Raw genomic sequence first — 25,026 nt, forward strand, 5'->3', positions numbered from 1 at the left:
CTAGTCTTTATTGCCACGATAGAGACTAACCATGAACGAAACAGAGCAAAAGACCACGCATTTTGGCTATAAAACCGTAGCCGAAAACGATAAAGCCTCAATGGTTGCAGACGTATTTCACTCGGTTGCAGCAAAGTACGATGTAATGAACGATTTAATGTCTTTTGGTGTACATCGATTATGGAAACGTCAAACTATAGCCAGCTCAGGTGTGCGCAAAGGCCACCACGTCCTTGATTTAGCAGGCGGCACTGGCGACCTAACAGCAAAATTTAGCCAGCTAGTCGGTGACACCGGCCAAGTAGTTTTAGGTGACATTAACTCATCAATGTTAAAAGTGGGCCGTGAAAAGCTGCACAACTTGGGTTTAGTCGGCAATATCGACTACGTGCAAATGAATGCCGAAATGCTGCCATTTCCAGATAACAGCTTTGATGTGATCACGATTGCCTTTGGCCTACGTAATGTAACCGATAAAGACAAAGCTCTTCGCTCTATGTACCGTATATTAAAGCCAGGTGGACGTTTATTAGTACTAGAGTTTTCCAAACCTGAGCATGAAATTTTAAGTAAAGCGTACGATTTTTACTCGTTCAATCTATTACCAACTATGGGTAAAGTAGTGGCGAACGATAGCGAGTCATACCAATACTTAGCTGAGTCGATTCGTATGCACCCAGACCAAGAAACCTTAAAAGCAATGATGGAAGAAGCAGGCTTTGAACAAACAACGTATCAAAACCTAACCGGTGGTATTGTTGCACTGCACCGTGGTTTTAAATATTAAGGCAGGCAGTTATGGCGTTTGAGCAAAAAAGCGAGCATGTAATCGCAGCAAAACCCGATTCGCAGTTTTTTATGTTACCTAATTTTGTACTTTCGCTTATAGAGCGAGTGCTTAATAAGGTACTGCAACTCGACGCCACCTTAGTAGATAAGCTCAGTGCCGTTAAGCACAAACCATTAAAGGTCGAAATCCGCAATTGGCAGCAGCAAATAGTATTAACCTTTGATGGTAAACTATTACACCTTTACAGTGCCAGCGATGAAAATAGCGCAGAGTGTATGATCAGCGCAGATATAGATACTCTTATGGCGCTTAAAGACCCAGCCATGCTTACACAACTCATTCGTCAAGATAAGCTAGACCTGCAAGGCGACTTAAACGTCGCTCAGGCTTACAGCGCCGCATTTTCTGGGCTAGATATAGATTGGCCTGAGCAACTATCGCACTATATTGGCGATGCGCCCGCACAACAACTTTACATACAGCTAAACGCTTTACGCAGTAAAGAGCGTAAAGCACGTCAGCAAATTAGCACCACATTAACCAGCCTATGCCAAGATGAGCTCGCTGTAACTATTCACCCTTTAGAGCTTGAGCAATTTAAACAACAAAACAGAGTGTTAAAAGGGCAAGTGGCCGCTATTGAACAACGCATAAATGCATTAATCAACTCTTCTAACACCAACAGCCGCTAAGGATTTTTTGTGTCGACTGCTCGATTGTATTACATCACTAAAACATTACTTAGCTACGGACTAGATGAGTTAATACCAAAACAAAAAATACCTTGGTACGCTAAAATTGCGCGTGGTAGCTTGTTTTGGTTACGTAACCAGCACAAAAATAAGCCCGCGGGCTTGCGACTGCGCTTAGCCTTGCAAGAGCTTGGCCCTGTGTGGATTAAGTTTGGCCAAATGCTTTCTACCCGCCGAGACTTACTTCCTCACGACATTGCGCTAGAGCTTGCTTTTTTGCAAGACCAAGTCGAGCCCTTTGAAGGCGAACTTGCCCAAAAAATAATTGAAAAAGCGCTCGAAATTAGCGATATAAACCAGTTGTTTAGTGAGTTTTCGCAAACCCCATTGGCCTCAGCGTCCATTGCACAAGTGCATACTGCTAAGCTAGTTGATGCTCATAACAATACCCAAGATGTTGTTATAAAAGTGATTAGGCCAAACATAAAAACACAAATTAATGCCGACTTAGCACTTATGGAAAAGCTCGCTAAAGTACTTGCCAATGTACACAGCGAAGCAAAAAGGTTACGCCCTGTCGAAGTGGTCAAAGAGTATAAAAAAACCTTGTTAGATGAGCTCGATTTAATGCGCGAAGGCGCAAATGGCATACAACTTAAGCGTAACTTTGAAGGCTCTGATTCGTTATATATCCCGGCTGTTTATAGCGATTATAGCCGCAGTAACGTTTTGGTTATGGAGCGTATTTACGGAATCCCGGTCTCAGATACTGAGTCGTTAATTGCGCAAAATACCAATATGAAATTACTCGCTGAGCGCGGTGTAGAAGTGTTTTTTACCCAAGTATTTAGAGACAGTTTTTTTCATGCTGATATGCACCCTGGCAATATATTTGTCTCTCGCGAGCACCCTGAAAACCCCATGTATATTGGTATCGACTGTGGCATTGTTGGCACATTAAACAAAGAAGATAAACGCTATCTCGCAGAAAACTTTATCGCCTTTTTTAATCGTGACTACCGCCAAGTTGCTCAGCTACATGTTGACTCGGGCTGGGTTCCGCCCGATACCAGCATAGAAGAGTTTGAATTTGCAATTCGTACCGTGTGCGAACCTATATTTAATAAGCCGCTAGCTGAGATATCGTTTGGCCATGTACTCGTTAATTTATTTAACACCGCACGCCGCTTTAACATGCAAGTACAGCCGCAGTTAGTATTATTACAAAAAACGTTATTATACGTTGAGGGCTTAGGGCGTCAGCTTTATCCTCAGCTTGATTTGTGGAAAACCGCTAAGCCATTTTTAGAAGATTGGGTAAAACAACAAGTTGGACCGTTATCAGTAATGAAACAAATGTATGCTAACTTGCCATTTTGGGCTGAAAAAATGCCAGAACTACCTGATTTAATTTATCAAAATTTAAAACGTAGTCCGCAAATGCAGCATTCTCAGCCAAGTAAAGTGTCACACAAAGCGCTAGTACTTAGCCTATTTGGCAGTGCTACACTAATTGTATCGGCACTGTGTTATCTGCAGCACGACCTCATAGCGGCAGGCGTAACATTAGCAGCGTCTGCAATTAGCTTTATTGTGGCGTGGCGTAACACATAAACTAAGTGCTATTTATGCCACAGTGCGTATAATTAGTACTTAAAATAAACATTTAAGCATTTATCAGTTGGAGATAACCATGGGTTTAGGTGGCATTAGTATTTGGCAATTATTGATTGTTTTAGCGATTATCGTACTTCTTTTTGGTACTAAAAAACTACGCGGCATGGGTGGTGACTTAGGCGGTGCAGTAAAAGGGTTTAAAAAAGCCATGTCTGATGATCAAACTAAAGAGACTGAAAGCGAAAAAGCTGAGCAAATCCAAGAGTCTCAAAAAGCAGCGCCAACACAGACACAAAGCACTGAAAAAACCAAAGACGATACTAAGGTTTAAGCAATATGGGAATGTGGGAGCTCGTTGTTGTTTTTATTGTTGGCCTAGTGGTACTTGGCCCTGAGCGGTTACCGGTTGCCATTCGCACCGTAATGCGCTGGGTAAAAACCGTTAAGTCGATGGCCAACTCAGTTAAAGCAGAAGTGAGTGAAGAGCTACGCATACACGAGCTTCACGAAAACCTAAAAAAAGCAGAGCAACAAGAGCTTAAAGATTTAAGCCCTGAGCTACAACAATCGGTTGATGAACTGCAAAAAGCAGCGCAGTCGGTTACTCATAGCTATAAAAACACTTCAAGCATGTCATCTAACGAACAACTCGATGAAAAAAAGTGAAATTAATTCCCCTATTTGTGGTCAACTTATTACGTGGTATAAAAAATAATGTCTGAACAAGCTAAATCAGGGTTCGTCGCTCACTTAATTGAGCTGCGCGATCGGCTTATTAAATCACTTTTTAGTATTTTAGTGATATTTATTGGCCTAGTGTATTTTGCCAATGATATATATGAGTTTGTAGCCGCCCCTTTAGTCGCACATTTACCAAGCACTGCCACTATGATAGCTACCGATGTTACGGCACCGTTTTTTGCACCGTTTAAACTAACGCTATTTGTTGCTTTGTTTGGCGCTATTCCGTGGATATTGCATCAAATTTGGGGATTTATAGCACCTGGCTTATACCAACACGAAAAACGCATGCTAATGCCAATTTTGGCCTCGAGTATTTTGCTATTTTATGGCGGTATCGCTTTTTGCTACTTTATAGTGCTCCCTATTATATTAGGCTTTTTTACTAGTGTAGGGCCGCAAATGATGACCCTAGCACCGGATATTAGTAGCTATTTAGGATTTGTACTTAAGCTATTTTTTGCATTTGGTGTGGCGTTTGAAATACCCGTAGCCATAATGTTGCTATGTTGGAGTGGCGCTACAACCACGCAGAGTTTAAAGCAAAAACGCCCTTATATTGTGGTTGGTGTATTTGTTGTGGCGATGTTTTTAACACCGCCCGATGTGTTATCACAAACACTATTAGCAATTCCTATGCTGCTTTTATTTGAGCTAGGGTTAATTTTAGCGAAATTTTATAGCGCTAAAGAACAACAGGAATCTGAGGAATAAAATGAAAAAACAACTACTCTCACTACTGGTTTTACTAAGCGCACCGACGTTTGCAGCGCAAGAAATTAACGTGCAAGCTTTGCAAGCATGTAGCTTTATTGAAAACGACTTTTACCGTTTACTATGTTATGACAACACAGTGGCAGGTAAACCGCTTACTAAACCTAGTGAGAAAAAAACCCTTACCCCACCAAAAGCCGTAACCAATGTATCGCCAAACGTAAGTGCACCTGTTGCAGCTGTTTCTAAAGCAGCGCCTGCTGCTAAAGCAGATGATTTTGGCCTTGAGCATAAAGAGATCACTAAAGATAAAGACGAAAATATCACAGCGTCAGTATCATCAGTTAGAAAAGCTCCTTATGGCGAGCTCATTATTACCCTTGATAACGATCAGCAATGGCGTCAAATTGGCTCTGACAGTCTTAAATTAAAAGAGTCAGACACAGTGGTTATTAGCCGCGGTGTATTTAATTCTTTTTTACTTCGTAAAGATGGTCAAAACCGCTCAATCCGTGTGAAGCGCACTCAGTAATGACCTACACGTTAGTTGATGCCGGCGTTAATTTAACCAATCACCAGTTTGAAGGTGAGCATCAGGCCATTATTGCCCGCGCAAATGCCGCGGGCGTGCAAGCTATGTTACTGATCGGCTGCGATGTGCCTAGTAGCGAACAATCGCTTGCATTAGCAAAACAATATAATCAGTTTTCTACTGCTGGCGTGCATCCACATGACGCTAAAGACGCCACCGATGAACTTGAAACCACTTTAACGCAGCTTGCTAGTAACGATTGCGTTGTGGCCATTGGTGAGTGTGGGCTTGATTATAATCGCGATTTTTCTCCTCGCGATATTCAGCGCAGCGTATTAAAACGCCAGTTAGCGTTAGCCGAAAAACTAAACCTACCTGTTTATTTACACGAACGTGACGCAAGCGAAGATATGCTAAATATTTTGGCTAACTATAACGTACGTGGTGTGCTGCATTGCTTTACAGGCAATGCCCAAGCACTTAAAGACTATTTAGAATTAGGCCTTTATATTGGCATTACTGGGTGGGTGTGTGACGAGCGCCGCGGTAAAGCATTGCAACAATTGGTGCCAAGTATCCCGCTTGAGCGGTTATTAATAGAAACCGATGCGCCTTTTTTAATTCCACGCACAATAACCCCTAAACCAAAATCACGTAAAAATGAGCCCGCCTATCTTAGTTATGTGTGTGAAACACTCGCTAAGCTTTATAACGTTGAACCAAGTACTATTGCCGCCCATAGTACGGCTAACTTTTATAGCTTATTTGATATAGCAAGTCGCTAATGACAAGCCCAAAGGCGCTATTTAGCCTATTTATGCTCCTTTGTTCATTTTGCAGTGTTGCAAACCCCGTAATTTCTGAAAATTTTAAATCAATAAAAATAGACACCCTGAGCTATTCGTTTACGCCCACCACAGCAAACAATGCCTACCATGAGGTTAGCGACTGGCAAACAGTAAGTGATAAGCCATTAAATTTAGGGTTTGAACAACGCCCTGTATGGGTCAAGTTTACAGTTAAAAATACCTTAAATAACAATATAAGCCCTATTTTATCGCTCGATAACCCGCTGTTAAATGAAGCGCAAATTTTTCATTTTTATAATTCAGCACTGCTCTCACACATGCAAACTGGCGATAACTTTAAGCTCTCATCACGGCTAATAAAAAGTGAATCTTTATTAGCAACCTTGAGGCTGCCGGCAAATAGTATTAGCACCGTAATAATGAAGGTTAACAACAGTGCTGGGCTACGCATCCCGCTGACTTTATGGCAACCAGATGCCTACCTAGCGCATAAAGGTAAACTTAATTTAATTTATGGCTTACTCATTGGTTTTTTATTTTCATTGGCCATAAGTTGCTTGGTTTTGTATGGGTTTTCGCGCAAGTTGTATTTTGCTTATGCAGGTATTATTACGCTGACCTTAGGTGTGCTACTGGCTTATTTATGCGGTTTTGGCGCTCGTTATTTTCATCCAAATTCGCCTTCATTACAGCAAGTAATGATACCAGTTTTACTAATGCTCACTACGCTTGCTTTTGTGCCGCTACAAAAACAACTGTGCCAACCTAAAGCCTCTAAACTACTAAAATGGCAAACCATTGTTGCTAATATTTTCGCAATTAGCCTGTTGTTTATGTGGGCTTTACCTAGCACAGTGTTTACCCCATTTAGCTTACTGGCGAGCCCGATTGTTATTATTTATTGCTTGGTAAGCGCCTACATCTGCCAGCAAAATGCGCCTTCAAAACCAATTCAAGCACTGCTAATTGCACTCATGCTATTTTTACTTGTTATGGTGTACCTTATTATTGCTGTATTTGGCTTATACCCTTTAGGTAGAAGTAGCTTAGCTTTTGTTTTTATATGTTTTTTTGGTAGTACATTTTGCCTATGTTATGGCGTTATGAAGCGCTTTATTTTAGAGCGTGATGAACAAGTTATTGCTCAACAAACCTTGATTGCTGAAAATGCAGCCCAAGATACACTATTAAATGAGCGACTCGCGCTGCAAGCCCAAACACAAAAAGAATTAGAGTCGTTAGTTGATGAGCGCACCTTTGAGTTACAAGTCACTTTGCGCGAACTAGAGGATAAAAACCGCGAGCTTGAGCTACTTAATATGGAAGACGCGCTGAGCGGAGTTAAAAATCGTCGCTTTTTTGATAAAAAATTAGTGATGGAACTGCGTCGCTCTCGGCGTGAACAAACGCCTTTGAGTATGATTATGCTCGATATAGACCGGTTTAAACGCGTAAATGATAACTACGGGCACTTAACCGGCGACCAAGTAATACGCGCTGTAGCCGACATTATAAAACAGCACTTAAAACGCCCGTTGGATGAAGTGGCTCGCTACGGCGGCGAAGAGTTTGTTGTTTTACTACCTAACACCCCAAAAGAGGGGGCTGTTGATATTGCTGAAAGAATTCGCCAAGCCGTAGAGAGTAATACCGTAAACGTAGCCGGAACATCCGTAAAAGTAACCATTAGTGCTGGCGTAAACAGCGCTGTAGTAAACGATATTAGTAACCCTGAGCTATTTACAGACGACGCAGATAAAGCGCTCTATTTCGCTAAACAACATGGCCGAAATCAAGTAATTAGTTTTCCAATTCCACAGTAGGAGCTTAGTAACATGGCCCAATCAGGACTCGACCTTTTCCCATATACCCGCATGCGTAGAATGCGCCGCAGTGATTTTTCTCGCCGTTTAATGGCCGAAAACCAACTATCGGTAAACGATTTAATTTTTCCGGTATTTGTACTTGAAGGTAAAAACCGCCGCGAAGCAATTGAATCAATGCCAGGAATTGAACGTTTATCAATTGATTTATTGCTTGAAGAAGCTAAAGAGCTTGTAGATTTAGGTGTACCTGCCGTCGCTATTTTTCCGGTGACCCCTGCTGACAAAAAGTCTTTGATGGCCGAAGAAGCCTACAGTGAAGATGGCTTAGCACAACGCACTGTTCGTGCTTTAAAAGAAGCTTTCCCTGAGCTTGGGGTTATTACCGATGTAGCCCTTGACCCATTCACTACTCATGGCCAAGACGGCATTATTGATGATGAAGGTTATGTAATTAATGACATAACCACTGAAATTCTTGTTAAGCAGGCGCTTTCGCACGCCGAGGCAGGCGCAGATGTGGTTGCACCCTCTGACATGATGGATGGCCGTATTGGTGCTATTCGCGAAGCACTTGAAGCAGATGGACATATTCACACACGCATAATGGCTTACTCAGCTAAATATGCCTCTAGCTATTACGGGCCGTTTAGAGACGCTGTTGGCTCTGCAGGTAACTTGAAAGGGGCCGACAAAAAAACGTATCAAATGGATCCTGCCAACTCTGATGAGGCAATTCGTGAAGTAGCACTTGATTTACAAGAAGGCGCCGACATGGTGATGGTGAAACCCGGTATGCCGTACCTTGATATTGTTCGTCGTGTTAAAGATGAATTTGGTGTACCTACTTTCGCATATCAGGTCAGTGGCGAATATGCAATGCACAAAGCGGCAATCGATAACGGCTGGTTGAGTGAAGAGGCCACAATTATGGAATCTTTACTGGCGTTTAAACGCGCCGGAGCGGATGGTATTTTAACGTATTTTGCCAAGCAGGCCGCGCAATGGCTGCAAAATAAGTAAACATGTTATCAAAGGCGGTACGCCGCCTTAATTTTTTTACAATCATTAACATTTTTGTATTCTTTTTGTCATTTAGATTGCCTAAACTGGTGTCCCATTTTGGGATTTAAATACACGGGAATAATAAAAAATGTTAAAAACGAAAATAACGCCACTGGCGCTTGTATTAGCAAGCCTCAGTGCACCAGCCTCCGCCGATCTAATCATTTCTGAATACATCGAAGGCAGCAGCAACAATAAAGCGATTGAGCTTTATAACAATGCTGATACCGAGCTTTCTCTTGAAGGTTATACTTTAGGACTTTATTCAAATGGTAGTAGTTCGGTAGGTAACTCAATTGATTTATCAGGCACATTGGCTGCCAATACCACCTATATAATTTCAAACCCTAGTGCTGACGCTGCCATTCTTGATATTGCAGACATAACCAGCACAGTAACTTACTACAATGGTGACGATGCCCTTGTTTTAACTAAAGATGGTGTGGTAGTTGATAGCTTTGGCCAAGTGGGTGTTGATCCTGGCTCTTTTTGGTCTGATGATACCGTACAAACTCAAAATAAAACCTTACGAAGAAAAAATAGCATCACAACGGGTCGAACTGACTCAACTGCAACTTTTAATCCTAGCGATGAATGGGAACAGTTTGATGAGGATACCTTTGACGGCTTAGGCTCGCATGCTGGCGATGGTGGTACGGCTCCTGCGCCAGACCCTGAGCCAGAACCATTAGAACCGCTTGTATGTGGCGCAGATAAAACGCTAATTAGCGCTGTGCAAGGTTCTGGTGAAGCAAGCCCGTTAGTAGATACCCTTGTTGAAATTGAAGGTATTGTCACTGCCGATTTTCAAGGTGAAGATGGCTTAGATGGTTTCTTTGTGAGCTCGCTTGCTGCAGATGTAGATAACGATCCAATGACCTCTGAAGGTTTGTTTGTTTACTTTACTGATACCGATGTAAATGTAGGTGACCACGTGCGCGTACAGGGCACAGTTGATGAATACTATGATTCAACACAACTAGCAGATGTAACACAAATTGCTGTATGTGGTACTGACGAAGTGGCCTCTGCAACCTCAATAAGTTTACCTTTAGAGAGCCAAGCTGACCTAGAAGCTTATGAAGGTATGCTAGTGAGCCTAGATCAAACACTTGTAGTTACTAACAACTTCGGCTTAGGTCGCTATGGTGAAGTAGAACTAGCCACTGAGCGTTTATACCAAGGCACTCAAGTTGCATTGCCAGGTGATGCAGCCAATGCTGTTGAAGCGGCTAACTTGACTAAAAAAATCTTATTAGATGATGGCTCTACAGCTCAAAACTCAGATCCATCGGCTTACCCAGCGCCAGGCCTATCGGCAGAAAATACTCTACGTACCGGCGATACTGTAAATGCGGTAACAGGGGTAGTTACATACAGCTTTAGCACGTATCGCATTCACCCAACAGTTACACCACAGTTTATAGCGACTAATGCACGTGAAGATGCGCCTGAGCAAAGTGAAGAAGCCGATTTACGAATCGCCAGCTTTAACGTACTTAACTACTTTAACGGTGATGGCCAAGGCGGTGGTTTCCCTACTAGCCGTGGTGCAGACTCAGAAGAAGAGTTTGTACGTCAAGAAGCAAAACTTGTAAGTGCTATTAGTGCAATGCAAGCTGATGTTGTTGGCTTAATGGAAATTGAAAATGATGGCTTTGGTGAGTTCAGTGCTATAGCAAGTTTAGTAAATGCATTAAACGATGCTGACAGCGCTAACAACTACGCGTTTGTGGATTTTAACGTAGCCCAAATTGGTACCGACGAAATCACCACAGCCCTTATTTACCGCGCAGATAAAGTAGAAGAAGTAGGCACAGCCGCTATTACTACTGATTACCCGTTTGATTACAGCAACCGTGCACCTATTGCGCAAAGCTTTAAGTCACTTTCAACAGATGAAGTATTTACTGTTTCTGTAGCCCACCTTAAATCTAAAGGGAGCTGTGGTGATGATAACAACGACGACCTAGGTGATGGCCAAGGCTGTTGGAATGAAATTCGTACCGAAGCTGCTGATGCGTTTACTGATTGGTTAGACAACAAACCTACTGGCGTAGATGACGAAGATATCATTCTTGTTGGTGATATGAACGCTTATGCAATGGAAGATCCAATCCGTAAGTTTGATGAAAAAGGCTATAAAAACGTAGTCGCAGAGCTTGATGGCGATACATTAAGCTACTCTTATAGCTTCTCTGGCCGTGCAGGTAGACTTGACCATGCTTTAGCAACCGAGTCTTTACTAAGCAAAGTTGTTGCAGCAAATGATTGGCATATCAATACTGATGAGCCTATCGTGCTTGATTACAACCTAGAGTTTAAGAGCGAAGGTCATCAATCTACGCTTTACGCAGAAGGACCATACCGTGCATCTGATCACGACCCTGTGATTGTTGATATAAAATCTGAAGTAGTACTTACCCCTGAAGAGCAAACACCGGTAATTGCACCTGATCAAATATTCACAGTAGATGAAAACAGCGCTGTAGGCACTGTGATTGGCACACTTGATTTTAGCGATCCTAATGCTGATGTATCACCTGTGGTTAAATTTATCGTATCAGGTAACGATTCTGTATCAATTAACGAGCAAGGTCAGTTAATTGTTGCAAGCGAAGTAGATTACGAGTTTGAAAATCGTATTACCCTTACAGTACAAGCAGAGGATAGTGTAGGTAACGTATCTGAAGCACAAACGGTTGTAGTAAGAGTAAACAACCTACGTGGTGATGACGATAACGACTCAGGCTCATTGCTTTGGTTATCTCTTTTATTAGCGCCACTTTCATTAGTGCGCAGATTTAAGAAAAAATAACGAGTGATTTGTTTTAAAGCCGCATTTTTGCGGCTTTTTTTATGCTTATAAAAATGTAATTCAGACAAGCTTCAGTAAACAACCCTTAATATCTTCCATACCGTTTATTAACTATTAATAGAATTAGCCGCGCAACAAATACATTAAATGAGTATTTTTTACACATAAGCCGTAGTTAAAACCCTTTTTAATAAATTTAACTGTTGAAATGTAAACACTTTATTTACGGATTAAAAGTTGCACTATAAGTTCGTCACCCTTGTGTAGTAGTTAAGTAACAAACCCTAAGCGTAAAAATAAGTCGTGTTTTTATAAAGGAATGGAAATGAAACAATTAACCCAAACACCTCCTACTTGGCAGAAAAAAGCAACGCCATTATTGGGTCTACTTTTTATTTTTTCTGGCTGGGGCTATAGCACGCAGGCAATAGCAGCAAGTGTTGATGCAGCAATTCCGCAAGAAAGCCTATTTGAAGTAATAAGCGCCCGCGCTAAAAAACTAGCCGAACAAGAATATGCACCTCCAAAAAATATAGAGCTAGAAGCATTAAATAACATTGATTACCAAGATTACCGCTCAATTCGATTTAAGCAGGACAAATCAGTGTGGAAAGATGAAGGCCTGTATCAGCTACAACTCTTTCACCCTGGTTTTTTATATAAAACACCGGTAACAATTAATACCGTAGAAGGTGACTCAAAACGTAATCGCCTACCTTTTAGTACTGATTTTTATCAATACGATGGCACGGCCGCCCCTTTAAAAGACGAAATAGCAAAAAGCGTAGCCGGCACGCAACTAGGCCATGCAGGCTTTCGCTTACATTACCCAATTAACACAAACGAATACAAAGATGAGGTAATGGTGTTTCAAGGGGCCTCTTATTTTAGAGTTGTTGGCCCTAATCAAGTATATGGTTTATCAGCACGTGGATTAGCAATCGATACCGCCGAAACATCGGGTGAAGAATTCCCCATGTTTAAAGAGTTTTGGCTTGTTAAGCCCCAGGCTGAGCAAACTAACATCACTATTTTTGCATTGCTAGATAGCCCTTCGGTATCTGGTGCTTACAAATTTGATATTGACCCAACAACCAGTATGTTAGTTGATGTTGATATGCAAATTTTTGCCCGTAAAGATATTAAAAAGCTAGGCGTAGCCCCTTTAACAAGTATGTTTTACCACGGTGAAAACAGCACTAAGTTTTTTGATGACTACCGCCCAGAAGTGCACGACTCAGACGGCTTGTTAACACAGTCAGCTGATAACAAATGGGTATGGCGCCCGCTTAACAACCCAACACAGTTAAGCGTTACGTCGTTTTCGTACACCAACCCTAAAGGGTTTGGTTTAGCACAGCGTGACCGTGACTTTAACAATTACCTAGATACTGAAGCGCACTACCACGACCGTCCAAGCCTGTGGATAGAGCCAAAAGGTGAATGGGGGAATGGCCGAGTTGAGCTAGTAGAAATACCAACAGATACAGAAACGAACGACAATATAGTGAGTTACTGGGTGCCTGAAAAGCCAATGAAAGCTGGTGATTCATTAAAGCTAAGCTACAAAATGAGCACCTTTAACGCCCATTTAACTCAACACCAAAAGGCGCGTGTAACACGCACGCGCATTGGTAGCGCAGCGCTGCCAGGTGAAGATAATCCACCACCGCAAAGCCATCGCCAGTTTACCGTTGACTTTGCAGGCCCCGATTTAAACAACCTGTCTGAAAAGCTAACTCTTGAAGCCGACATTCAGCTTACAACAGGTGAAGTAAGGGATGTAACAGTGCAAAAACTTCCTAAATCTCTTGGTTGGCGAGTAGCGTTTAAAATTGCACCACAGGACGATCAACCCGTAGATATGCGTTTATCGTTAAAACTTCGTGATAAAGAAATTAGTGAGGTATGGAGCTATGTTTGGTACCCAAATGACATCAAGTAATAAAGGAAAGGGCACACCAATGCCATTCAAAACACTGCGCGTATGGTTATTTGCTATTGCTGCACTCACTGTTTCAGGGTACGGCATCTCCATTATGTTTGAAATTTTAAGCTCAAACGGAATGACCTTGCTTGAATACGCACTATTGGTTTTATTTTCAATAACCTTTGCATGGATTGTTACGGCATTTTGTAGCGGCACGATAGGATTTGTACTGCAATTATTTCGTATTGACCCGCTCACCCTAAGACGCATTAAGCCTATTGAGTTTGACAATGCCGCGCTTGCACAGCAAAAAACCGCGGTAGTTATGCCTATTTATAACGAAGACACGCACCGTGTTATTGCCGGCTTTGAAGTGAGCTTACAATCGCTAAAAGAGACAGGGCAACTTGCCAATTTTGACTTTTATTTACTTAGCGACACGCAAGACCCTGAAATAGCACAAAACGAGCTAAGCGCGTGGCATGCTTTATGTGAGCGTTTAGGCGATACTGCAAAACAGGTTTTCTATCGTCGCCGCGAAGATAATAAACACCGTAAAGTAGGTAACTTAACCGACTTTTGCGAGCGCTGGGGCAGCCAATACGATCACATGATTGTACTTGATGCCGACAGCGTAATGACGGGTAAATGTATGCTAGAGCTGACCACAAGCATGATCAACAACCCGCAAGCTGGCTTAATTCAAACTATTCCTATTCCAGTTCGTCAAGACACCTACTTTGGTCGTTTTTTACAATTTGCCTCTGTGCTTTACAGCCCAATGCTGGCAACGGGTTCTGCTTTTTGGCAAACTGACAAAGCTAATTATTGGGGCCACAATGCCATTATTCGTGTTGAAGCATTTATTAACTATTGTGGTTTACCTACGCTTGAAGGCAATGCCCCCTTTGGTGGCGAAATTTTAAGTCATGACTTTGTAGAAGCTTCACTACTGCACAGTGCAGGCTGGGATGTTTTATTACTTAGCGATATTGAAGGTAGCTACGAAGAAGTACCAAGTAACATTTTAGATTATGCCATACGCGACAGACGTTGGGTGCAAGGTAACATTCAGCATCTTGGCTTATTAGGCTCGTCTAAATTAAAGCTAATGAGTAAGTTTCACTTTTTATTAGGCGCAACCGCTTATATTTCATCGCTTATTTGGTTATCTATGCTGGCACTAAGCACCATAGATGCGGTAACACGTGCATTAAATAGCGATGTGTACTTTAATCGGGTTTATCAGTTATTCCCAACGTGGCAAATAGCTAAAACAGACCTAATTGATTCACTACTTTATTTAACCATTATTATATTATTGGTGCCTAAATTAATGGGTGTAATTGTCACGCTAGTGCACAGAAATAAGCGCTTTGGCGGCTCGTTTAAATTAATACTAGGCTCAATAATAGAGACTGTATTTGCCATTATTGTGGCACCACTTATGATGGTGTTTCATGCTTACTTTGTAGTGTGTGTATTTTTAGGTAAAAAAGTTAAGTGGGATGCACAACCGCGCGAAGGCCGCATGGTACCGTGGAAAGAAGCGTTTAGTTACACACTATTTTCTACCTTGGTTGCCATAGTATGGGGTGCTACAGCCTATTACTTTACGCCAGTGTTCTTTTGGTGGTTATCGCCTATATTACTCGGTCTATTACTTGGAGCGCCAATAATACGCTACACCAGTAGCATTAAGTTAGGTGTGCAACTGCGTAAAATGGGAATATTTATTTGCCCTAGCGAAGTTGATAACGACCCTATGCTAAACAACCTTAAAGTGCATTTAAAAGAAATTTCGGTACCAGAGCCTGGGCAATACCCTAAAACGGTGCCAGCCCTGCCACAAGAGCATTTAGTGGTTATGCCAATACAAAGCTTTAATAAGCCTCGCTTGCCAAAGATGAAAGCGCTAAGAGCTAAAGCAATTAAGAAGTTTAATTAGCGCAATGGGCACGCACTAAATATAAAAAGGAGCATGATTGCTCCTTTTTTTATACCTAAAATAAGCCGCTATACAACTTCCCTTTCATAACTGCGCCTCACTAACCCAAGTATAACTTACTGTATTAAGTGAGCGCTCTTACGCACTCTGTGCGAAGCTAAGCAGCCATTGCTCCTACGGTCAATTCAGCTTTAAATACCATATATTGCGCACCGCTTTAAGCAGCCTTTTATTTAGGCTGCTAATGTTGGTATTACTGTTTTTGAGAGACGCTAACTCAAAGAGTAATTAAATCGTAGGCAATAAAAAACCCGCAACATGTGCGGGTTTTTTTAAAGAGTTACAGAGCTAATTACTTAGCTGCTTTTTTCTCTTTTTCTGCAGCGATTACAGTGTCAGCTACGTTTTGTGGACATGCTGCGTAGTGTGAGAACTCCATAGAGAACTGACCACGACCTGATGTCATTGTACGTAGTGAACCGATGTAACCAAACATTTCTGATAACGGAACGTCTGCTTTAATGCGAACGCCAGTTAAACCAGCTTCTTGGTCGCTTAGCATACCACGACGACGGTTAAGGTCACCGATTACGTCACCAACGTGATCTTCTGGAGTGAACACGTCAACTTTCATGATTGGCTCAAGAAGTTGTGCGCCCGCTTTAGGGATCGATTGACGGAAAGCGCCTTTAGCAGCGATTTCGAATGCGATTGCAGATGAATCCACGGCGTGGAAGCCACCGTCGAAAAGTTCTACTTCAACGTCAAGTACTGGGAAGCCAGCTAGAACACCTTCGTTCATCATTGACTTGAAGCCTTTCTCAACTGCAGGCCAGAATTCTTTCGGTACGTTACCACCAACAACTGATGAAGTGAACGTGAAGCCTGAATTCGCTTCGCCTGGCTTGATGCGGTAATCAATTTTACCGAACTGACCAGAACCACCAGATTGTTTCTTATGCGTGTAGCTATCTTCGATTTCACGAGTGATAGTTTCACGGTAAGCAACCTGTGGTTGACCAACAATAAGGTCTACGCCGTAAGTACGCTTAAGGATATCTACTTTGATATCTAAGTGAAGCTCACCCATACCTTTAAGGATAGTTTCGCCTGAATCTTCATCAGTCTCAACTTGGAAAGACGGATCTTCTGCAACCATTTTACCGATAGCAATACCCATTTTCTCATTACCGCCTTTATCTTTAGGCTGTACAGCAATCGAGATTACTGGAGTTGGGAATACCATTGGCTCTAGAGTTACTTTGTCTTTCGGATCACATAGAGTGTGACCAGTTTGAACGTTTTTCATACCTACGATTGCAATGATGTCACCAGCTTGTGCGCTAGTTAACTCTTTACGTTCGTCAGCTTGCATCTCAACCATACGGCCAACACGCTCTGTTTTACCAGTAAACGAGTTAAGGATAGTGTCACCCTTGTTAAGTTTACCTGAGTAAATACGTACGAATGTTAATGCACCAAAACGGTCATCCATGATCTTAAATGCTAATGCTTTGAAAGACTCATCAGCAGATACGATTGCATGCTCGCCAGTTTCGTTACCTTCTTCATCCATAAGAGGTTGAGGGTCAACTTCTGTAGGAGATGGTAAGTAATCAACAACAGCGTCAAGTACTAGTTGAACACCTTTGTTTTTGAATGCAGAACCACAGAATGTAGGGAAGAAAGCAAGGTCACGAGTACCTTTACGGATACAACGCTTGATATCTTCTAAAGAAGGTACTTCACCTTCCATGTACGCTTCCATTAGGTCATCGTCTTGCTCTACAGCAGTTTCGATAAGCATTTCATGGTATTCGTCAACTTTGTCAACCATGTCTGCAGGAACGTCTGTGATTTCGTAGTTTTCAGGAAGACCAGTGTCATCCCAAACGTATGCTTTTTTAGTAAGAACGTCTACAACACCAACGAAGTCATCTTCAATACCGATTGGTAAAGTCATAACTAGTGGTACAGCACCAAGTACTTTACGTACTTGCTCAGTTACACGGTAAAAATCAGCACCCATACGGTCTAATTTGTTTACGAAGATAATACGTGCAACTTCTGATTCGTTAGCGTAACGCCAGTTAGTTTCTGATTGTGGCTCAACACCACCAGAACCACAGAATACACCAACACCGCCGTCTAATACTTTAAGTGAACGGTAAACTTCAACTGTGAAGTCAACGTGTCCAGGAGTATCGATAACGTTGAAACGGTGATCTTTCCAGAAACAGCTTACTGCCGCAGACTGGATAGTAATACCGCGCTCAGCTTCTTGATCCATGAAGTCAGTAGTAGATTCACCATCATGAACCTCACCTGTTTTATGGATAGTACCTGTAAGCTTCAGGATACGCTCAGTAGTAGTGGTTTTACCCGCATCAACGTGCGCGAAAATACCAATGTTTCTGTACTTCGATAAATCTGCCATTATTTTACTCTTAATAAAGTCGATAAATTATTCGGCGGGAGTATAGCATTACTTAAAGCGAACATCACCATACAAGTCGCTTAAAATGCAATCAATTCAATAAAATTTTTCTAGATTTACATCAAGCACTGGTTAAATAGCACTGATTATTATGTAACCCATTAAAAAGATTATGTTTTATTCTTGTAATCTGAAGGACACTCAGTTACTTAATTATTTTGTAACAACGTTCTGGCCTGCCAATACTACCGTAGCTTTGATCAGCACTTAACTTTTCAGACTCTAATAAAAACTCTAAATAGCGACGAGCAGTTGAGCGGCTTACCCCCACTAAATCGCCCATTTGCTGAGCAGTAAATGCATTTGAATCATGCTGTACAAATGCATCATGGATTTTTTGCAATGTAAGCTGGTCAACGCCTTTGGGCAGCCTAATAGCACCCTGCTTTTTCTCTTTTGAGCCGAATAACACATCAACCATTGATTGGGTCACTTCGTTTGCATCAGAAAAACACTGTTGACGCGCCTCAAAGCGCGAAAGAGCTTGATCTAATCTATTTAACATTAACGGTTTAACTAAAAAGTCACAGGCACCAAGTTGCATTGCTTTTTCAAGTGTTTCAACTTCTTTGGCAGCCGTTAGTAGCATTACTTCACTTTTAATTTCACGACGCCGTAAATCTGATAATAAATCGAGTCCGTTACCATCAGGTAAATGTATATCGAGTAAAATAAGATCTGCCTCTATCGCTTGCAACAGAGCTGTTGCAGTACTTAAATTACCTGCAATTCCAACCACTTGATACTGTCCTTGGCGTAAACTCTGTTTTGCAATTTGACTTCCCGCAGCGCCCCCCGGCAGTAATAAGTACTGGGCAATTAGCTGTGCAACTTCAACTTCGTCTTCAATTATAATTACAGAATAGGTCATTGCTTAATTACTCTTATTATTTTGGAATATAAACACTTAACCGCGCCCCTAATAAATCCGACTCACCAATTTCTAAACTACCACGGCAGGAGTCTAAATTGGTTTTTACTAAGTACAAACCAATACCGTGTTGCGCCCCAGACTTAGAACTAAATTGAGGCGTAAAAATGACTTCATGATCAGAGCCTAAACCAAACCCTGTATCTTCCACATCAAACAATAAAGTTTGACTGGTTTCGTCAACTGTTACCCTTACTTTAGCAGGGCGAGTATCAGATGCTCTAATAGCAGCTTCAATGGCGTTATCTATTAAATTGCCTAAAATAGAAACCACTCGTTCAAGCATATCCTTACGTTCTATAACACCAAGCAAACTATCTTGGTTAAGCTCAAGAGCAACATTAAGCTCTCGTGCTTTGTGGTATTTTCCCACCAATAAACCAGCTAATACGGGGTCTTGAATCCGCTCAAGTAAGTTGTGAATTTGTGCTTGAGAACCCTGACTTTCCTGCCCTATAAGTTCAATTGCTTGCTCGTTTTTGCCCATTTGTACTAAAGCACCAATTAGGTTTAATTTATTCGAGTAATCATGTGTTTGAACACGAAGTAACTCAGCAAATGCTTGTACTTTTGTTAGCTGCTGACTTAAATATTCCAGTTCATCAGACGGGCGCATACTGAGCAAAATACCATCATCCTGACCTTGAACTTGTAAAGAAAACCGCGACAAAATAATTCGTTTATCTGCAGCAAATAACTCAAACCCAACAATTTTGCGGCTTTGATTGCGCAGTAAAAATTCAGCATGCTCAGGCAATAGGTCTTCTAGAGTAAGGTTTTTATGGATTGTAGATGTAGGCTTATCAAGAATTTCACAGGCACGTTGATTTAGTTTACGCACGGTTCCATCAGGCTCCAGTGCAATAATGCCGCTACGTACAGTGTTTAAAATAGCATCCTGCTCTGAAAATAATCTTGCTATCTCATCTGGTTGCAAACCAAATATAGCATTACGTACTCGTTGACCAATATAAACCGCGGCAATAATACTTAAACCAACAAGCATCAGCCCCCAAATAAGTATTTCAGCACTACGAGATAAAATAAGCGGATCAATTGATTGCACCAAAAAACCAACAGACACTAGGCCTATAATTTCATTGTTAGCATTATATACAGGTACTTTACCGCGAATTGACTCCCCCATGCTGCCATGAGCTACCGATATATAGCGCTCGCCTTGAAGGGCCTCCTGACTATCACCTCCAACCATAGGTTTGCCAACTTTGTGCTCATCAGGGTGTATAATACGCAGTGCATTAATATCGCCAACCACTATAAAATCAGCGCTTGTTAGCTCCGTAAGGCTCTCTATTTGCAAATTAAATGCTGTTAAATCACCTTTTCCCTCTAACGCATTTATTACATCAGTTCGTGTTGCGACACTACTTGCTACAGAGAGTGCTTTATCACCCATGTGATTATGTAAACTTTGCGCCGTAAGCTGATACACCAACGCCCCAAACAATATTGCTTGTAAAACACATAGCCCAGTTACCCAAATAATTAAACGTGTTTCTAATCGTTTAGGTTTTTTTACCATGCTCTGCAATGGGCCTGGTTTGTTGGTGTTTGTCATTAACGTCCTTATTAAGCTTGCTCTTGCTGTAACCTAGAAGCTGTTTTATCCGCACGGCGCTGCTTCAAATAATCTTTTAATGGGAACAACAACACTAAAATAGAAAGTATAAAAATACTTAATGTGAGTGGCCTATCCCATAAAAAGCTTAATGAGCCATCCGAAATCATCATTGAGCGACGAAAGTTTCGCTCAATCATATCGCCTAAAATAAAGCCAAGTAACAAAGGAGCCATTGGAAAGGCCAATAGGCGTAATATTAACGCAACCAAGGCAACACCAACCATCATAAATAAGTCGAATGTGTTAAACGACACCAAGTACACGCCAATTAAACTAAAGAACAAAATCATAATGGTTAATACCGACTTTGGCATTGCTAATACTTTTGCAAAATAAGGAATGAGAGGTAGGTTTAAAATCAATAAAACAATGTTGCCAAAATACATGCTTACAATGACAGACCAAAATACACTTGGGTTTTCTTGCATGAGCATAGGGCCTGGCTGAATACCATATGCTATTAATGCTCCTAGCATAATGGCCGTCGTGCCAGAGCCAGGAATCCCCAATGTTAATAAAGGTACAAATGAGCCTGTGCATGCTGCATTATTTGCAGACTCAGGAGCGGCAAGACCACGTAAAGAGCCTTTTCCAAATTTTTCTTTTAGGCCTTTAGGTGCCAAATTTCGCTCAGTGGCATAGGCCATAAAGCTTGCAATAGTGGCTCCTGCGCCAGGTAAAACACCAACAATAAATCCTAAAAATGACGAACGGCCAACAACCGGCGCCATATCTTTAACTTCGCCTTTTGTTAATTTAGTTGAACCTATTTGCGGCGTATCTGAATCATTAAGACTTTTAGCGTCTTTCTTCTCTGGCTTAACAACATTAATTAATGCCTCAGCAAGTGCAAACGTTGCCATTGCAATTAATAAAAAGCTAATACCATCGAGTAAGTCGGCTTGTCCAAAGGTAAATCGCTCGGTGCCCGAGGATGGATCTATACCTACCGTTGCCAGCATTAAACCAAATACTGTCATCATCATTGCTTTTAAAAATTGGCCTTTATTTGAAAAAGCAGCAATAGCTGTTAAACCTAAAAACATTAGCACAACATAATCAGGAGATTGAAAACTCAATGACACCTTTGCTAGTAGAGGTGCGGCAACCATAAGTAGTATGGCGCCTATAGTTCCACCTATAAATGAGGAGTAAGCGGCAATAGCCAAGGCTTTACCAGCATGCCCTTGCTTTGCTAACGGATAGCCATCAAAAGATGAAGCCACCGTACCCGCCACCCCTGGCGCATTTATTAAAATGGATGATGTAGAGCCACCAAAAATAGCGCCATAATAAACCCCAGCCATTAAAATCATCCCTGAATCAGCACCTATGCTGTAAGTAATAGGGATCATCAATGCAATAGCAGTTATTGGCCCAAGCCCAGGTAACATACCAATAAAAGTACCCACCAAACAGCCTGCTATCACGTACATTAAATTATTAAAGTCGAGCACGGTCGACAAACCAAGCATAATTCCATCAAACATAACTTAACTCCATAAATCGCCCGGAACCAAGTAAATACCTAATACTTGAGTCATCAAAAACCAAAACACTACGGCAACAGGAATAGAGGCAAACAATAGAATCTTCTTGCGCCTTTCACCCATTACAAAAAAACCCGCTAATAAAAAGGCGCTGGTCGAGGTTAAAAAGCCAACAGGCTCCAACATTGCACTATAAATCACCATTAAAACTAATAAGCCTAAAGTTCGTACAACATGCGACTTTTCTAGAGGCTGGTTTTCTGCCGCTTTTTCGTTTGGCTTAAGCAAAGTAGAACCGATAGAAAGCAAGCACACCACAATGCCAAAAGCTGCGTATACTTTTGGTAATGTAGCAGAAGTAACCGTTTCGTATTCTTCAAATGGTAATAGTGGAATTTGCCACGCCACAATGGCGTAGAGTGTAAATAGCGCCAAGAATAAACTTGGCCCTAGTAGTTCGCGATTCATCATAAAAACCTCGATTAATCCGCTTTACGAATAAAGCCAAGCTCTTGCATTACCACTTTAAGCTGCGCTTCTTGTTTTTCGAGTGACTGGATAAATTCATCTTTTTCTTGAAAGAGATTTAACCAGCCATTTCGTGCGCGAACAGTTTCCCACTCAGGAGTTGATTGTAATTTACGAAGTTTCTCGGTGTATTGAGCAAGTTTATCGGCAGGTAAATTAGGAGCAGCAAAAAAGCCGCGCCAATTAACAAACTCCATATCGTAACCCATCGACTTTAACGTAGGTATTTTAGGGTAATCCGCTAAAACTTCTGGCGATGTAACTGCTAACACCCTCGCCTGCCCGCCATTTGCAACTTCTAACGCCTCGCTTAAACCGGTAGAAAGTAAGTTTACTTCACCAGAGAGTAAACCAGCTTTTGCTTTACCACCGCCATCGTAAGGAATGTAACGAATTCTGCGGCCATCAACCCCGCCTGCTTTAGCCGCTTGTGCAGCAACTAAGTGATCCATACTGCCACGGGCAGAACCACCCGCTACTTTAATTGAGCTTGGGTCTTCCTTAAGCGCTTTAATAACATCCTGCCAGGTTTTATAGGGCGAATCGTTACGAACAACAAAGGCACCAAAATCAGCAATCATATTGGCTACGGGTGTTAAATCTCGGTAGCTATAGGGAATTTTCCCCGTTAAGGCTCGCAATACAATAGGCGTTGAATTCACCATTAATATATCGCCTTTTTTAGTACCTGATTCTATTAAGTAGGCAATGGCGCGCCCGCCGCCACCGCCCGACATATTCTGAAAAGACGCATTATTATCAATGCCTGCCTTTACTAAACCTTCACCTACACCGCGCGCAGTTGTATCCCATCCGCCACCTGGGCCTGCTGGTACTAAAAAGTGAATATCGGCCAATGCCATAGGGCTGCTTAGTACTAAAGATGCCGCTAATAATGTTGTTTTAACTGACTTAAATAATTTCATTGTGTGTCCCCTTAAAATAAATACTGCATACGTGCACTAAAGCCCATACCAGAGTCTTCATCACCTACAAGCGCAGCGGTACCTGGGCCATCTACATCGCTGTAGATAAGATTGCCCATAAATTTAATGTCACTACTAACGTAATAGCTTGTACCAAGTGTGTAGGTAGTTACTTCGCTACCTTGGTTTTTACTCGTTGCATCCATTTGCGAAACTCGAGCAACTAACTCCCATGCATTTTTAATATTTTTAGGTTGTACAAATAGTGCAGAGCCAGCTTTATACTGTCGTTGCTCACCCCTTAAAAAGTAACTTGCTGAGATATGAAAGCCGTCAAAACGTTCGCCATCTAGATCATCGCTGCTATTGAGCGCATCTAAAGCACGGCTTGCATATTCTGCCTCTAATGTTAAAGAGTCAGCCTGAAAAGCAAATTCAAGCCCAGACTGCGATAAGCTATCCAGTGCTACCGCTGTACCGCCTGTAGCATAATTAACAAGGCGTACATTAGTTTCGCGCACTTCACCACGCGCAAAACGTTCGCCTAGTTCATTGCCACCCATATCACGGTATGAATGCCATGCACCTAAATGAATCACGTCACCCGGTGCTGCACTTGACCACGTAGCACGCCCTGTAATAGCAAGCGTTAGACGGTCGTTTTCATCATTACCCGTTGCACCAAAGGCATCATTTTTATAAACCCCAACGGCATATCGAAAGCCTGAGTCTTTAAAGTATTGATAAGCAGATACGCCCCAACGGAAAAAAGGCGAGAAAGTATTAGCAAGCGTACTACGCTCAATAGTATTAATATGCTTTGAACTAGTAAGTGCGTTTAGCGACATGTCTTCACGGATTTTACCCGCTTTAATTTTAAGACCGTTTTCAAAGGCGTAACGCACGCGGGCAAGTACAATTTCGGCATCCCCTTCGCCAAATTCTAAAAGTAATTTGTGATCCCAGTTTCCATGCTCGCTCTCTACGTAGGTACGAATACGACGAGGGAAGAAGTCGCTCCCATCTGAGCCATCATTGCCTGCGTTATAGGCACCTTCAAAATAGTTGTAATCAAGCTGTACTCGTCCTCCAAACTCCAAATTAAAGCCACTTGATGTTTTTAAAGAGTTAACTTCTTTTTGTAATGCATCTAATTGTGCTTGTAGTTTTTGAGTATCGTTATCGGCTAAAGCTGATGTGCTAGCCAACGCTGCTGTAATTGTTAAAGCGAGCTGTGTGTTACTTGCTTTCATTATTTTCTCCACGCTGTGTTTGTATCTTTATTGTCAGGTAGATAAGCGACGACAAACTGCTATCTAAAGCGCAGCTTATTGTTAACGTGAAATTAACGAAATATTTTGAGGGAAAGGTGCATTGATGACGGTAAAGTACATTTTGTTCATAAAAACCATGAACAAAATAGACATAAACAAAAACTAATAAGAAGGGTCGTGAAGTACACCTATGCGATGACTAAAAACGCACTTAATAAAATAAGAATTATTTGCATTTAGGTGTTGACAGTTTATTAGA

The 25,026-nt window shown here is 41.7% G+C and carries 20 protein-coding genes; 13 read left to right on the forward strand and 7 right to left on the reverse strand.

What is annotated here, in order from left to right; genetic code table 11:
• Positions 1-31: 31 nt before the first annotated feature.
• The 13 genes from ubiE (at position 32) to mdoH (ending at position 15,479) form a co-directional block, all read left to right on the forward strand.
• Positions 32-787: a bifunctional demethylmenaquinone methyltransferase/2-methoxy-6-polyprenyl-1,4-benzoquinol methylase UbiE gene (gene ubiE, locus PSH48_RS15105; RefSeq protein ID WP_004587478.1), complete on the forward strand. Its 756-nt coding sequence runs from the start codon at positions 32-34 to the stop codon at positions 785-787.
• 11 nt (positions 788-798) lie between these two features.
• A complete protein-coding gene (locus PSH48_RS15110) occupies positions 799-1,482 on the forward strand; it encodes a ubiquinone biosynthesis accessory factor UbiJ (protein ID WP_138611249.1) in 684 nt (227 codons plus the stop codon).
• A gap of 9 nt (positions 1,483-1,491) precedes the next feature.
• Positions 1,492-3,096 carry a ubiquinone biosynthesis regulatory protein kinase UbiB gene (ubiB, locus tag PSH48_RS15115; RefSeq protein ID WP_029772890.1) on the forward strand — a complete coding sequence of 535 codons (1,605 nt, stop codon included), beginning with the start codon at positions 1,492-1,494 and terminating at the stop codon, positions 3,094-3,096.
• Positions 3,097-3,175: 79 nt separating this feature from the next.
• On the forward strand, positions 3,176-3,430 hold the full coding sequence (gene tatA / locus PSH48_RS15120) for a Sec-independent protein translocase subunit TatA (RefSeq protein WP_004587475.1): 255 nt from the start codon (positions 3,176-3,178) through the stop codon (positions 3,428-3,430).
• 11 nt (positions 3,431-3,441) lie between these two features.
• Positions 3,442-3,765, forward strand: coding sequence for a Sec-independent protein translocase protein TatB (gene tatB, locus PSH48_RS15125; RefSeq protein WP_249326079.1), 324 nt, complete (start codon positions 3,442-3,444; stop codon positions 3,763-3,765).
• Positions 3,766-3,813: 48 nt separating this feature from the next.
• Positions 3,814-4,554 (forward strand): twin-arginine translocase subunit TatC, encoded by a 741-nt coding sequence (gene tatC, locus PSH48_RS15130; protein WP_029772892.1) that lies wholly within the window; start codon positions 3,814-3,816, stop codon positions 4,552-4,554.
• Between the two features lies 1 nt (position 4,555).
• Positions 4,556-5,086, forward strand: a complete 531-nt coding sequence (locus PSH48_RS15135; protein ID WP_273607967.1) for a hypothetical protein — start codon at positions 4,556-4,558, stop codon at positions 5,084-5,086.
• Positions 5,086-5,871, forward strand: coding sequence for a TatD family hydrolase (locus tag PSH48_RS15140; RefSeq protein ID WP_029772894.1), 786 nt, complete (start codon positions 5,086-5,088; stop codon positions 5,869-5,871). The genes PSH48_RS15135 and PSH48_RS15140 overlap by 1 nt, the downstream gene beginning before the upstream one ends.
• Positions 5,871-7,718: a sensor domain-containing diguanylate cyclase gene (locus PSH48_RS15145; RefSeq protein WP_138611250.1), complete on the forward strand. Its 1,848-nt coding sequence runs from the start codon at positions 5,871-5,873 to the stop codon at positions 7,716-7,718. Before PSH48_RS15140 ends, PSH48_RS15145 begins: the two co-directional genes overlap by 1 nt.
• A 12-nt stretch (positions 7,719-7,730) precedes the next feature.
• Positions 7,731-8,741 carry a porphobilinogen synthase gene (gene hemB, locus PSH48_RS15150; protein ID WP_029772896.1) on the forward strand — a complete coding sequence of 337 codons (1,011 nt, stop codon included), beginning with the start codon at positions 7,731-7,733 and terminating at the stop codon, positions 8,739-8,741.
• 130 nt (positions 8,742-8,871) lie between these two features.
• Entirely contained in the window at positions 8,872-11,601 is a 2,730-nt protein-coding gene (locus tag PSH48_RS15155; protein WP_273611816.1) for an ExeM/NucH family extracellular endonuclease, read from the forward strand.
• 325 nt (positions 11,602-11,926) lie between these two features.
• Positions 11,927-13,546: a glucan biosynthesis protein gene (locus PSH48_RS15160; protein WP_273611817.1), complete on the forward strand. Its 1,620-nt coding sequence runs from the start codon at positions 11,927-11,929 to the stop codon at positions 13,544-13,546.
• On the forward strand, positions 13,518-15,479 hold the full coding sequence (mdoH, locus tag PSH48_RS15165; RefSeq protein WP_273611818.1) for a glucans biosynthesis glucosyltransferase MdoH: 1,962 nt from the start codon (positions 13,518-13,520) through the stop codon (positions 15,477-15,479). The genes PSH48_RS15160 and mdoH overlap by 29 nt, the downstream gene beginning before the upstream one ends.
• Positions 15,480-15,831: 352 nt before the next feature.
• Here mdoH and fusA read toward each other — a convergent pair whose 3' ends face one another.
• The 7 genes from fusA to PSH48_RS15200 form a co-directional block, all read right to left on the reverse strand.
• Positions 15,832-17,916, reverse strand: coding sequence for an elongation factor G (gene fusA, locus PSH48_RS15170; protein ID WP_024033968.1), 2,085 nt, complete (start codon positions 17,914-17,916; stop codon positions 15,832-15,834).
• 205 nt (positions 17,917-18,121) lie between these two features.
• The gene (locus PSH48_RS15175) at positions 18,122-18,847 is read right to left on the reverse strand and encodes a response regulator (RefSeq protein ID WP_273611819.1); all 726 of its coding nucleotides are present in this window, start codon (positions 18,845-18,847) and stop codon (positions 18,122-18,124) included.
• Between the two features lie 16 nt (positions 18,848-18,863).
• Positions 18,864-20,486 (reverse strand): ATP-binding protein, encoded by a 1,623-nt coding sequence (locus tag PSH48_RS15180; protein ID WP_273611820.1) that lies wholly within the window; start codon positions 20,484-20,486, stop codon positions 18,864-18,866.
• 11 nt (positions 20,487-20,497) lie between these two features.
• Complete coding sequence (locus PSH48_RS15185; protein ID WP_273587891.1) at positions 20,498-22,039, reverse strand: tripartite tricarboxylate transporter permease; 1,542 nt, start codon at positions 22,037-22,039, stop codon at positions 20,498-20,500.
• Positions 22,040-22,042: 3 nt separating this feature from the next.
• Positions 22,043-22,510, reverse strand: coding sequence for a tripartite tricarboxylate transporter TctB family protein (locus PSH48_RS15190; RefSeq protein WP_273611821.1), 468 nt, complete (start codon positions 22,508-22,510; stop codon positions 22,043-22,045).
• Positions 22,511-22,521: 11 nt separating this feature from the next.
• A complete protein-coding gene (locus tag PSH48_RS15195; protein WP_273611822.1) occupies positions 22,522-23,493 on the reverse strand; it encodes a Bug family tripartite tricarboxylate transporter substrate binding protein in 972 nt (323 codons plus the stop codon).
• Positions 23,494-23,504: 11 nt separating this feature from the next.
• Entirely contained in the window at positions 23,505-24,746 is a 1,242-nt protein-coding gene (locus tag PSH48_RS15200) for an OprO/OprP family phosphate-selective porin (protein ID WP_273611823.1), read from the reverse strand.
• Positions 24,747-25,026: the final 280 nt, after the last annotated feature.

The sequence above is a fragment of the Pseudoalteromonas sp. Angola-4 genome, assembly GCF_028599265.1.
Taxonomy (GTDB): domain Bacteria; phylum Pseudomonadota; class Gammaproteobacteria; order Enterobacterales; family Alteromonadaceae; genus Pseudoalteromonas; species Pseudoalteromonas atlantica.